This window comes from Anaerobiospirillum thomasii, assembly GCF_900445255.1.
Taxonomy (GTDB): domain Bacteria; phylum Pseudomonadota; class Gammaproteobacteria; order Enterobacterales; family Succinivibrionaceae; genus Anaerobiospirillum_A; species Anaerobiospirillum_A thomasii.
The window spans coordinates 788,896-801,971 of record NZ_UAPU01000007.1; the positions used below are offsets into that span (position 1 = coordinate 788,896).

Sequence of the window (13,076 nt, forward strand, 5' to 3'; positions counted from 1 at the left end):
TACATCCTTAACTATTCATAGCGCTTTTTAAATGCTTCTTTTTTATTTTTAAGCTTGTCACTGTCAATAAGAACAAAGGCCTTTATATTTTCAGGTGCCTTTGAATTGTCATGATCAAGACCTAATCTGTAACCAAGCATTCTTACATGATCACTCTCAAGATAATCTGGCAGCATATCAAAGACATACTGCGAATCCTGCAGGAAGTATATATAACGTTCAAGTATTTTATTGGCTATAGGCAAAGCCTCTTTATCATCGCCTCTGGCGCACAAAACTGTAGTCAGCAGAATAAAGAAATACTGTGTGGCTGAATTTATAGTCTGTGATATTACGGTAAAAGGCGACTGCCTTAAATTATTGAGTACAGAGCTTATTGAGCTTAAAAGCATAATAAGCTCAAAACGATTCTGGCACGGCTGGGCAAAAAAGCGAATAATAGATGAGCTTATCTTGTTGTACTCTTCTTTATGAAAGACATTGGTCAAATCACTCTGCGTCATATCAACTACAAAGGTCATATCCTTTAAAATATGATCAATAAGCTTGTCTTTATCAATATTGTCATTGTGCAGAAGATTGATATCACTGCTGTGCATAGGTACTGTCTTGCTGATGAGAGCACCATCAGAGCAGTTGTAGCAGACAAGCTCCTTATCATCAGCATTTGAGAGCATAAGCCTTTCAAATGTATCTGTAGCTGTTTTATACAGCTGATTTGATACGACATCAGAGCCAAAATTTCCCTTTAAAATTATCTCTTTGCCGGCAATAGGACTCTTTTCATTAAGCGCATATCTTTTACCGTAAAGATCAGAGTACTGTGAGTGCTCATTTTTTGCATTTATAACCTTGCCATTGTCCATACCAAACATATAGATCTGTTTAAAGCCTAAGGTTACGGCAGTGGCTAGACCTGCATTGCCCACTAGTGGATTTATATAAGGCAATGAGGCCCACTTTTTAAAAGAGTGGCAGCCATTTAGCACAAGACCCTCTCTGAAATATTCTCCTGCCTTGTCAAAAAGCATGACCTTTTTAAAGTGCTTTAATACAGAAGGATGCAGAATATTGGTGCCTATACATAAAATATTGTCTAGATATCCAGTATCCTTGAAGATTTCAAGGGTCTGACTGATATAGCCCATACGCTCTGTGGCCACATATATATCTGCCTGAATTCCTGCATTGTACAGAGTGTCAAGAGCCGAGCCGCAGGCAATAATTACAGCCTTATCCTGATAGCGGCGCAAAAAGGCAATATCATTGTCAATTGAAGGACCATTGCCAACTACAAACACAGGCACATGTTTATACTCATCCCCTACAGTACTGTCGTAAATAGCCAGAGGATAATGCTCCTTTAGGTTGTGCGCAGCATGGGACATACCAAACATATTGTCATCAAATATGCCAAGAGCTGAGGTGTAGATATAAAACTTCTCATTGTACAGGTCAATCAAAGGCTGCATCTGTGCATTGACATAATGTACAAAGGTACATCTGCAGGCTGCCAGAAATTCACCCTTTTCTCTGTAGTAATCATACCACTCGTTGTAAATATCTGTTCTGCCGACAAAAAACTCAATAGAGCGCATCTGTGCCTTACTATCTAAAATCAGCTTTTTCCAGTCATAGGTGTAAAGTGAGGCATAAAAGACATCGGCAGTTGGCTCAAGCACCAGCAGATTGGCTACACTAAAATCATTGTAGATATAGTCAAGAGGATAGCCAAGACCGCAGCCAAACATAATAAGATGCGGTATAAAATTAGTATCGGTTACCTTGAACGTATAGCCATTGACATTATTGTCATTCATAATGCTAATGGCCTCATTAAAATAGCGCAGATGGATCTGCCCGAATTTGTCTACCTGCAGATCATAATGCAGACATACATTATCAAGCTTTTCCTTTACCTCTTCATACTGTGCCTTGCATATATCCTCGACTCTGCTGCTTTTATAAAAAATATCATTGTTGTCTAAAAACTGTATATTGGCTATATTGTCATCAGATACAAAAAACTCAAAGGAGCGTTCTGGTTTGTAATCTTTAAACTGTTCGTACAAAGCTGGATAGTGTTCTTTGAACACCTCCATATTAGCCTCAAAGGTCTTTACAAGATGTTCGTTCAGACTCTGCTGTTTTTCTGCCATACAGGCCATAGCCTCAAGCTCATCAAGACTCAAATCTGGATTGCTGCGTAAAAAGGTCTCAAGATCTGATCTGGATAAACCAAGACTTTGACATAGCTTGGCAAGTTTATCGTCGGACAAAGTCAGTTTGTTAACATCTGTCATCTGTATCACCAATGTAAAAACAAATATGCATATAAAAAAATCAATCTTATATGCAACTATTAAATAGTCTATAAGATTGATTTTACTTAAAAAAGTTATTAAGACCTACAAGTTAGATCAAAATATTAATTTTTTCTTTCTCTAAATCAGCCTTTTAGTCTATAGGCAAGACCTGGATTGCAACGTACCATTTCATATTTGTCAGTAAGACCTGACATGGACTCTGAAGAACCTAAAATCAGATAGCCACCTGGATTTAATGACAAGGCAAATTTGTTTAATATCTGCGATTTGACTTCATTATTAAAATAAATAAGCACATTTCTGCAGAAAATAACATCAAACTTGCCAAGCAGAGCATAGGAGCTTAATAGATTCATATGCTTGAAAATACACATCTGCTTGATCTTGTCATCAATTTTCATCTGATTTGGATCATTGGTTGGCTTGAAAAATTTAGCCTTGCGCTCTGCAGACAAACCTCTGGCCAGAGCATGGCTGTCATACAGACCCTGACGGCAGCGCTCAAGCATTTCAGGAGAGATATCTGTACCTACAATCTGAGTCTGTGCCGGATCTACATGTACCATCTGCGTAACCTGTTCCTGCACTACCATGGCAATAGAAAAAGGCTCCTGACCTGATGAGCAGGCAGCTGACCATATACGCACAGGATTTTTGCGCTTGGTGGCAAGCTCTGGCAGAATCATATTCTTTAAAGCCAGATACGGATAGGTATCTCTAAACCACAAGGTCTCATTGGTAGTCATGGCATCAATAACAGCAGAGGATATTTCCTTGTAGCGGTTTGGCTCCATGGCCTTGTTGATAAGATCGTCTACAGTTGTCACCTTGAATCTGTTTAAAAGCGGAGACAGTCTGCTGTTGACTAGATACTGTTTACCCTCACCAAGTACAATACCACTCTGATCCTCAAGATAGGCTGCAAAGCGACGATACTGAATATCTGTCACAATGCGTGAATTTGAAGATAAAGAGCCGCCTGTAGACTGTGCAGCATCTGGATTGCTTGACATGACTCTGGCATAGCCTACCTTCTGAGCCTCTATTGACAGAGCGCTGGCTCCTGGGAAGGTACTTGGAGTAAATGTGGCTCTGGCCTCACCTGATGTTGCTGAGCTTAAAGATCCACGCGAGACCTCAGGCACTGAGCTTCTTGACAGTGGGGCTGAAGTTGTGGCTCTTGATACAGGTGGTGTATATGGTGCCCTTGTAGCACCTGCAACTGATGCAGGTCGTGTATAGGTTGCTTGTGTCCCCGCCTGAGATGACAGTGAGGTTCTGGCATCAGTCTGAGAGGCAAAGGATGGTCTTGTTGCAGAGGCGCTGTCGCGTGCACCGTTAAAATATGAGAATGTTCCTGTAGTAGGCTTGGCTGCAGTTGTAGCTGCAGGTCTTGGACTTAAAGCAGGACGTGATAGAGCAGACACAGTTGAAGGGGGAGAAGAAGATGCTGCCGCTGCAGGTCTTGGACTTAGAGCAGGACGTGCAGTACTGTCAGCTGCTGTTCTTATATTGGCTGATGTACTGTTTAATCTGCCCTGTCCTGTAGTATTAAAAGCTGCAGTTGCAGGACGTCTAAAATCCTGACTGTTGTTGCTGTCGGTCATAAGTGCACCTTAAAAATGATTTTACTGTCCTCAAACCTATAATTTACTTACGCAAGAATTGCCAAAATGCAAAATACATTTATTATATTTTGCATTTTGAGCTTTATACAAATTTATCAATGATTTTTCATGATGCAGTCAGCACCAGAGATTCCTGACTCAACACATTCAATACCACGCTCTACGGCTGCAGCAAGCTCATCTGGATTGAATTTAGGAATAAAGTCATTGGCGCCTGCCTTTTTAACCATGCTCTGGTTAAAGACACCAGATAGCGAGGTGTGCAGAATTACATAAAGATCCTTTAATGTAGGATCCTGACGGATTGAGGCGCAGAGTGTATAGCCATCCATCTCAGGCATTTCAACGTCAGAGATAACAAGCTCAACACTGTCCTTGATAGGGCCATTGGCTGCAAACACACGCAGCAGATCATAAGCCTCACGGCCGTCTCTGGCCTTGATAACCTCAACACCGATGTTCTCAAGGGCCCTTGCCACCTGATTTAAAGCCACCTTGGAGTCGTCAGCCACAAGCACCTTAAGATCTGTAGGAACTTTGCCATTGACCTTGAGGTCTTCACTTACAATGATTTCCTTAGGTGAGATTTCATCTAAAATCTTCTCAACATCAAGAATTTCTACAAGCTCACCTTCAATCTCGGTTACAGCTGTCATGTAGTTGGAGTGACCTGCACCCTTTGGAGGTGGCATAATCTTGCTCCAGTTCATATTTAAAATTCGCTCGACATTGGAAACCAGAAAAGCGTGGGTTGATCTGTTGTACTCGGCGATAATTATAAAGTTTTTATCAAAGTTCTGAACCGGTCTACCGCCAATTGCATATGCCAGATCGATAACTGACAGAGTTTGACCGCGGATATGAGCTACACCGACTACAAATTTATGCAATCTTGGCATTACAGTCAGTTTTGGGCATGGCAAAACTTCACGCACCTTGAATACATTGATACCATATCTTTGTGATCTGCCAGAAAGTCTGAACAGAAGAAGTTCCATACGGTTTTGTCCAACCAGCTCTGTAAGCTGATTGACCGAATCCATTACACTTGCCATGTACCTATCTCCAACAATTCAATCTTAAAATCTTTTACAACTATCTTTATATTTTATCATTAGTTGGCTATACAATGTATAATAAAATACTTCATATATGTATAACTTTCTACAATGAGGTTACAGTTTTGAAACCTATATCAACAGTTTTAACGGCATTTCTTGCGCTAAATTTACTGCTTTGTGCAAATACTGCAATAGCCAATGTTCAGGATGCAAAATTTTATGAACGTGTTGCAGAACAGTATATTCTGGCCCAATTTCCCCCATCAGATGGCAGCTCTAAAGTAGAAGTCAATGCCTCAAAAGTAGATACAGACAGAGATTTTGGAGGGCGCTGCGAGGGCTATCTGACAGCGGAGTTGCAAGGTCAGAGTATAAAAAGCACCTCTACTGTAAAAATAATCTGCAGCCGCCCTGGCAATCCTTTTACCATCTTCATTCCTGTAAAGGTTGAGCGTCTTGTTGCCTCTATAGTGGCTGCACGTAATCTGAGCAAAGGTGAGATTATTGCAAAAAATGATCTCAAGGCCGTATTTGCTCCTAACAACACTACCACCAAAGCATCAATTTCCAACCCTGAGCTGCTCATCGGCTCACGCATCAAGCAGAATATCAAACAGGGCGATATGATAAAGCCACAGAACTTTTGTGTAGTGTGCAAAGGAGATAGTATAACTCTTGAGGCTCAAAGCTCAGGTCTGTCTTTAAAAACCACAGCCACAGCTCTTGAGGATGGCTTTTTTAATGACACCATAAGGGTTAAAAACAATCAGTCAAAGAAGGTTTTAAATGCCAAGGTTTTTGCCCCAGGCCAGGCCCGTGTAGTTATGTAAAAAAATACTCAACTTTTTTGCCTGACTGCCGTTATTTGTACATGGTAAAAATTTAAATAAAAAATTTTTAAATTTTTACTAAAGGAATTTAAAATCGTTCCGATAATTAGATATATTTAATTTATTACAACTCAAAAATTTTTAAGAGAGAGAAGAGGGTAGAATCATGGCCATAGATATTTTAAGAAGCAATATCGCCAAAGCCATGCCCGAGACTGTAGCGGGCAAGGCCGCTAGCAGAACAAATACCGGTGCTGTAGCCAAAACTAAAGATAATGCTGCTACTGAAAATGATGCAATTGTCCTGACTTCTGATGCAAAGGTATTTTCATCTGCCGTAGCTAAAGCAAAAGAGGCAGAGGGTATTGACTATAATAAAGTTGCGGCTCTTAAGAAAGAAATTGAAAATGGTACCTACAAAATTGATTATGAGAGACTGGCATCCCGCATAGTCGACTCAGAAGATGAGTTAAATTCAATTTTCTAAAGTATTTATTGCATAATAATTCTTGAAGATGGTGCTCTGTGGCACCATCTTTTTTTATTTTAGCTATACAATATAAAACTCTGATCCCTGAAAGTTAGTGGTGTAACATGCGTATTGATAATCCAAAAGTAGAACTGCTTTTAAGAAATAAAGAAAGATTTACTCAAAAAAAGGTACTTATTGCCGGCGATATTGATTCTCCTGCCATTTTGCATCTTGTAAAAGATATGGCCTCCTGCACTGTACTTACAGATAACTTTGCCTACGCCTCACAGATTGCCTCGGCTTTGAATCTGACTCAAGATAGCAGCTCTATAAGCTCTTTACTTAGCTATAAACACCTTAATCTATGTTTTGCAGGCGCTGACATTTTTGCCTCACAGTTAAAGGATGTGGAGTTTGACTGTGTCATTTTATTTTTATCCAAAGTCAAGGATTACTGTCGCAAAATACTAGTAAGCGCTCAGCATCTTTTTGCCAGGGATACTCAGATTTTTATAGTAGGAGAGAATGTGTCAGGCGGCAAGTCCTGTGACAAAATTATAGCTACTACTAATGCTGTCTACAAAACTGACAGTGCCAGAAAATGCACGCTCTTTGAGACAGTGTACAAAGAACCTTTTACCAAGACCTATAAAGAAGATATTCTTAATCTGTCCATTAATGATCAAAATCTAAAGCTTAGGCAGGATGTCAATGTATTTTCCCATGGAAGCCTTGATGACGGCACCGCACTGCTTCTTAGTACTGTCGATACCAATGAACTTTATGGCTCTGTTCATGATATTGGCTGTGGCTGTGGTGTAATTGGCATCTATGCAGCCCTTAAAAATCCTTCATTAACAGTTACACTCTCTGATATTTCGGCATCTGCTCTTGAATGTGCAGCCTTCAATTCCAGTGAAAATTTAGTCTCTGACAGAATAGATATCAGACCCTATTGTTTAGGCGATAGCTTTGAACCATGTGATTTTATACTCTCAAATCCACCATTTCATGATGGTATAAAAAACTCATCTGAAAAAACAGCGGCAGCCCTTACCTCCATGCGCTCTATGCTCAAGACAGGCGGCAGTGCCATAATTGTCTATAACAGCTTTTTAGATTACAAAAATATTTTAAAAAATTCTTTTTCAAAGGTAGTAACTCTAAAGAGCAATACGCGCTTTTGCGTGGTTCAGGCCTTTGTCTGATACAGCGCTTAATTTACAACCCACTATTGTCGGCCCCAGCTGTGGGCCGATTTTTTTTACATGATAATAAAAAAGCTCTGATACTTATAGAAGATCAGAGCCTTTAATTTTGTTCAGTATATAGATTTTATCTATAGCATCAAAACTTTACATAAGTCCTGCAGCCTTTGGCAGATACAGCGAGAGAGATGGTACCAGGGTTACTAAAATCAGTGCTACAATCAGTGCGCCAAAGAATGGCAGTAACTTTGTAAATACCGATTCAATACTCTCTCCTGCCACTCGACAGCCTGTAAAGAGAATTGGTCCTACAGGAGGGGTAATGGCACCTAATGAGAGGTTAAATACCATCATTACACCAAAGTGAACAGGATCAACACCAAGCTTCATAGCTACAGGCAGGAAGATTGGAGTAAAGATAAGCACAGCAGGAGCAGGATCCATTACAGTACCTACCACCAGCATGATAAGCATCATACCAATCATGATTACCCATGGAGTATCAGCAAAGGCGATAAGACCTGAGGCAATCATATTAGGGATCTTGGCATAAGCAAGTACCCAGCCTAAAATTGCTGAAATACCAATGAGGAACACGATAAGACCTGTGGTTTTAGCTGTAGATAACAGCATGGCAGGAATATCTTTTAAGTGGAATGATCTGTAAAGTGATGACAGAATGATTGAATAAACCACTGCCACACACGAGGCCTCGGTTGGAGTGAAGGCACCTGAGATAATACCACCGATGATGATAACAATTAAGAATACAGCTGGAATAGCATCAACTATAACCTTTAACTTGGCATTAAAACCAGGAATAGTCTGTGGCTTGTATTTTAACTTATAGGCAAAATATGCAGTAACTAAAATACAGGCAAGACCCCAGAGCATGCCAGGAATATAACCTGCAATAAACAGAGCTGCAACTGATACACCGCCTGAGGCTAATGAGTAGATAATAAAGATGTTTGAAGGCGGAATAATCATGCCGGCAGGAGCTGAGGCAATATTTACAGCAGCTGACAGACGTGGATCATAACCTTCTTTCTTTTCAATTGGCAGCATAACTGAGCCAATAGCGGCAGCGGCAGCCACACCTGAACCTGAAATAGCACCGAACATCATATTGGCTACAGTATTGGTGTGGGCAAGAGAGCCTGGAATAAAGCCAATGAAAACCTTGGCTAGGTTGATAAGTCTCTGGGCAATACCACCTGTGTTCATAATAACACCGGCCAGAACGAAAAATGGAATGGCTAAAAGAGCAAAGCTGTTCATACCAGAATAGATACGGGTGGCACTTACAAGCGGTGCTGAATCAAAGCCTAAAATAAAGCCCATGGACAGGAATGATCCGATACAGATACTGGTACCGATTGGGCAGCCAATAATCAGCAGTATCGGGGTTAAAATCAGTAAGGAATATATAATCTCAACTGGCATTTTAGACACCCACCTTCTTCTTTCCGCTTAAAATCATAATAGATTCAAGGATGTTGTATATTGAGTAAAATACAATACATACACCTACAAGTGGCACTACAGAATAAATCTGTCCAATCTTGAGCCAGAGCATGGCTGCATTGGTCTGTGACATGGCATTCATGGCAATATTCATACCGCCATAGGTTAAGATCCAGCAGGCCATAGCCATGGTGAAGATCTCACTTATGATAAAAAGAATGTGCTGTTTAACAGGGCCTAATTTCTCTGGAATAAATGAAATTGCCATATGGCCTCTCTCACCGTATAAGAGAGCGGCTCCAAGCAGAGCTGTCCACACAAAGCAGATATTGGCAAGCTCCTCAGAGATAGCTGAAGGATCCTGCAGTACAAAGCGTGATATAACCTGCCAGGAAACTAAAACAACCATTGCTCCGCAAAGAAAAATGCACATAAACTTTAAAAAGTTATCGAGCAATTTCTTAATAGTGATAATAAAAGACATATAATCTCCAAAGCATAGAAACAAAAAAGGACTATATCATTAAAATATAGCCCCTTTTGTATTTTTTTAATTACAGATCGCGGGACTTCTGAACTGCCTCGTAGAGTTTCTTGGCGCTGTCAGTTGTTACCTTCTCAGAAATCAGAGGCTCAACTGCCTTCTTGAAGGCTTCCTGATCGGCCTCAACAACTACAGTACCGCCCTTCTTGGCTTTCTCAAGTGATTTTGATACTTCAGCTGCGAACATATCAAACTCAGTATCTACAAGCTTGTCGAGGTTATCGGCAAAGAACTTCTTGACATCATCTGGAAGACCATTGTAGAACTTGGTGTTGGTTACAATGTAGTCTGGCATCATGAGGTGGCCGGTTAAGTTATAGGTTGGGCCTACTTCGTGCTGCTTTAAGGCATAGTAGGTAACCTCGTTGTTCTCAGCGCCGTCAAGCACACCGGTCTGAATAGCGGTGTAAACTTCGCCCTGACCCATAGGAGTACCAGTACCGCCCATGTAGTTTAACATCTTAACCATGGTGTCTGACTGCATAACACGAATCTTCATGCCCTTTAAGTCAGCTGGAGTTCTGATCTCTACACCTGGCTTGGTATATACGTTACGTGTACCTGAGTACATGGCACATAATACTGTAAGACCCTGCTTCTCAAGTGACTTGAACAGATCGCCTACAACAGCTTTGTCTTTTACAACACGCTGCAGGTGTTTGTAATCTTTGAATACATATGGGAGGTTGAATACAGCAAAATCTGGGTTCCAGTTCTCAAGCAGTGAGCCTGCAACTAAAGAGAATGGTAATGAACCGCTCTGTACCATTTCAATGGTCTCTTTCTGTGAACCTAAAAGCTCATTTGGATAAACCTCGATGGTATAGGCGCCATTGGTGGCTTTTTTCAGATCAGCGGCAAACTGCTCGATTGAGCGGAACTCTGGGTGATCCTCTGGCTGATTGAAGGCCAGCTTCCATACAGTAGTTTCTACCTTGGCATCAGCTGCAGAGCCTGAGCTCTTCTCACCACCGCAACCGGTAACAAATAATGCAGCAGCCATAGCAGTAACTGCCATTAATCCAATTTTCTTCATTATCATACTCCTAAAAGACATATCTGTAGTTTATTATTATACGTTATTATAAGTGATAAAAAATCGCTTTTTCACCAATATGGCGATCTTTTCACAAAAAAAAGTGCTCTTTTTTTGATCAGATCACTCAAGACGCCTTATGTATATGCATTTGTTACATTTTCAATATACATATAGTTATTATTTATACTTTTTAACAAAATTATATCTTTTAGCTGCAAGTATGCCCTCAGGTCTTATATAAAAGTGTCTGTCAAAGACCGGAGCATTGGAATCTGCATGATCAAAACCTAGTTTTCCATGCAGAAGTTCAATATGTCTATCCTGTATATAATCTGGCATAAAGCCGTAAAGATGCGTTAAATCATCAATCAGATACAAAAGTCTTGTCATGATGGTCTGCGCACACAAAAGAGCTTTGCTCTCATCTTCTATTGTATAGATATAGGCTGTGCACATTTCAAAAAAATTGGTGCAGGCTGAAGAGAAAATCAGAGAGTTTATATAGTCAGATCCACTGTCACTGAATGTTGAGAGATATAAATTGCACTCCTGCATTACTCTTAGAAGATCAGATCTGTTTTCAAATTTTGCACTTAAAATCTTAGATAATCTGTCAGCTGTCATATTAAATTTTTCTGTAGCAAAAATCTCTTTTACACTATCTTTGTCATATGCCAGTGTAAAAGTATTTTTGTCTAAAAAATAATTACTTAAAGCTACTTTATTTATACATTCTACCGCAGACAAATCTATATCTTCAGAGTGCTGTGCTATAGTGCCGGCAATGACTGCTCCATCACTTAAGTTATAGCATGTAACATCCTCTGATACTGACAAAGCCAGGGCCATACAGTCAGCTGCATTTTTATACAGGGTATTAGATACAATCTTTTTAGAAAAATTACCCTCAACTATAAATTCGTCCACAGCAATGGAGCTTTGCTCTTTAAGTCCCTGTTCATTAAAGAGTTCACTGTGAGCTGAGTGCAGTCTGTCATCACCAAGCACACGCCCATTATCAAGACCTAAAAGATAGATATGTTTAAAACCCAGAGTAAGTGCAACATCAAGTCCTGCATTGCCAACAAGAGGATTGGAGAAATTAAGAAATGAGGCTCTGTCCTCAAAATCGGCCCCCTGCGCAGTATCCTTTAAAAGCTTGCCTATATTTTCAGTGTATTTGCTAAAAAGAATGGCATGTTTAAAACGCGCCGCAGTATCAGGGTGCACTACAGACGTGGCGGCTATGACTATATCATCAAGAAAATCAGTATCTTTGAAAATATCTAAAGTCTGAGCTATGCCGTTGATTCTCTCTGTTGCAACATACATATCAGGCTTGATACCAAGATTATAGAGCGTGTCAATAGCTGTACCACAGGCAATAATATAGGCTTTATCCTGATTCTTGCGCAAAAAGGCAATATCATTATCCAAAGACGGTCCATTGCCAATAACAAAGACCCTACTCTCTTTATACTCATCAGGCAGATGCACATCACGTTTAACAAAGGCTCTGTTATGCGCAAGATGAGCTATGCTGTGAGAAAATCCAAACATAATATCATCAGGATAGCCTGTTGCTGTATATGCTGTTTTAAGCTGATTTTGCGCCAGCATAAGCATATTCTGATAATGAGCAGACTCAAAGCCTAAAAGAGCTACAGACATGGTAAATAAAAAATTGCCATAACGGGTGTAGATTGCATGTAAAGCAACTACAAGAGCTAAATCGCTTTTGCCAATGATAAATTCAAGCCACTGCCCTTCTTTTAGATTCTCAATGACAGAGGCATAATCTGTTGTATATAAAGAGGCATAGAAAAGATCTGTATCAGGCTCAATAATAACGGCAGTATCTATGGCAAAATTCTTATATAAAGGCTCAAAGATATAGCCAAGCCCCACTCCCATCAGAACAAGGTGCGGCATGTGCCCCAAAGCCTCGACCCTGGTACTGCGCTCTTGTATAAATTCAGAGCTTTTATCTATTGCCTCATTAAAGTAGCGGCAATACACCTGACCGTAGTTATCCTCAAGCTTGCCATATACAAGACAGTTGAAGATAAAATCACCCTTGCTTTGCTCTATTAAATAAGAGTAATGCGCTTTAGCATCTTCACTGTTATACAATCGCCTGTTTGTTTGTGCAAAATACAGATCGGCACAGTTATCATCGGTTAAAATAAAATCAAAGCTCTCTTGCGGCTTGTAATCTTTAAAAAACTCATAAAGACTTGGTCTGTAGTGTTTAAAAGCCTCAAGATTACGCTTTAATGTCTGCTTTAAACCATCAAAAAAAATATTTTCCTCATGAATTTTTCTTGCATAGATTAAAAAATCATCAAGAGAAATATTACTGTGCTGTGCTCTAAGATCTAAAAAGCCCGCCTCATCAATCCCAAGCAGTCTTATTATCTCTTTAGTTTTGTATCCATCATCTATACTCTGCATTATCTTTACTCTTTGTCTTAACTTTTTAGATTAAACCCTGTTAGTG

At 40.0% G+C, this 13,076-nt stretch carries 10 protein-coding genes; 3 read left to right on the top strand and 7 right to left on the bottom strand.

The features are described 5' to 3' along the window. Positions 1–11: 11 nt before the first annotated feature. The 3 genes from DRZ93_RS10655 to DRZ93_RS10665 form a co-directional block, all read right to left on the bottom strand. Positions 12–2,303, bottom strand: a complete 2,292-nt coding sequence (locus tag DRZ93_RS10655; protein ID WP_113746576.1) for a 6-hydroxymethylpterin diphosphokinase MptE-like protein — start codon at positions 2,301–2,303, stop codon at positions 12–14. Positions 2,304–2,449: 146 nt separating this feature from the next. Beyond that, positions 2,450–3,934, bottom strand: coding sequence for a CheR family methyltransferase (locus DRZ93_RS13775; RefSeq protein ID WP_245933799.1), 1,485 nt, complete (start codon positions 3,932–3,934; stop codon positions 2,450–2,452). A 116-nt stretch (positions 3,935–4,050) separates the two neighbouring features. After that, positions 4,051–5,010, bottom strand: a complete 960-nt coding sequence (locus tag DRZ93_RS10665; RefSeq protein ID WP_113743650.1) for a chemotaxis protein — start codon at positions 5,008–5,010, stop codon at positions 4,051–4,053. Between the two features lie 128 nt (positions 5,011–5,138). On the opposite strand from DRZ93_RS10665, the gene flgA reads away from it, so the two are divergent. From flgA to DRZ93_RS10680, 3 genes are all read left to right on the top strand, one after another. Beyond that, entirely contained in the window at positions 5,139–5,846 is a 708-nt protein-coding gene (gene flgA / locus DRZ93_RS10670; protein ID WP_172458198.1) for a flagellar basal body P-ring formation chaperone FlgA, read from the top strand. 166 nt (positions 5,847–6,012) lie between these two features. Continuing rightward, on the top strand, positions 6,013–6,333 hold the full coding sequence (flgM, locus tag DRZ93_RS10675) for a flagellar biosynthesis anti-sigma factor FlgM (protein WP_113743648.1): 321 nt from the start codon (positions 6,013–6,015) through the stop codon (positions 6,331–6,333). 107 nt (positions 6,334–6,440) lie between these two features. Beyond that, positions 6,441–7,526, top strand: coding sequence for a methyltransferase (locus tag DRZ93_RS10680; protein ID WP_113746578.1), 1,086 nt, complete (start codon positions 6,441–6,443; stop codon positions 7,524–7,526). 147 nt (positions 7,527–7,673) lie between these two features. Here the strand turns inward: DRZ93_RS10680 and DRZ93_RS10685 are convergent, their stop codons facing one another. The 4 genes from DRZ93_RS10685 to DRZ93_RS10700 all read right to left on the bottom strand — a co-directional run bounded on the left by DRZ93_RS10685 (position 7,674) and on the right by DRZ93_RS10700 (position 13,030). Beyond that, the gene (locus tag DRZ93_RS10685) at positions 7,674–8,972 is read right to left on the bottom strand and encodes a TRAP transporter large permease (RefSeq protein ID WP_113746579.1); all 1,299 of its coding nucleotides are present in this window, start codon (positions 8,970–8,972) and stop codon (positions 7,674–7,676) included. Between the two features lies 1 nt (position 8,973). After that, positions 8,974–9,402 carry a TRAP transporter small permease gene (locus tag DRZ93_RS10690; protein WP_172458200.1) on the bottom strand — a complete coding sequence of 143 codons (429 nt, stop codon included), beginning with the start codon at positions 9,400–9,402 and terminating at the stop codon, positions 8,974–8,976. A 145-nt stretch (positions 9,403–9,547) separates the two neighbouring features. After that, complete coding sequence (locus DRZ93_RS10695; RefSeq protein WP_245933800.1) at positions 9,548–10,573, bottom strand: TRAP transporter substrate-binding protein; 1,026 nt, start codon at positions 10,571–10,573, stop codon at positions 9,548–9,550. A 180-nt stretch (positions 10,574–10,753) separates the two neighbouring features. Continuing rightward, a complete protein-coding gene (locus tag DRZ93_RS10700) occupies positions 10,754–13,030 on the bottom strand; it encodes a motility associated factor glycosyltransferase family protein (RefSeq protein ID WP_113746580.1) in 2,277 nt (758 codons plus the stop codon). Positions 13,031–13,076: the final 46 nt, after the last annotated feature.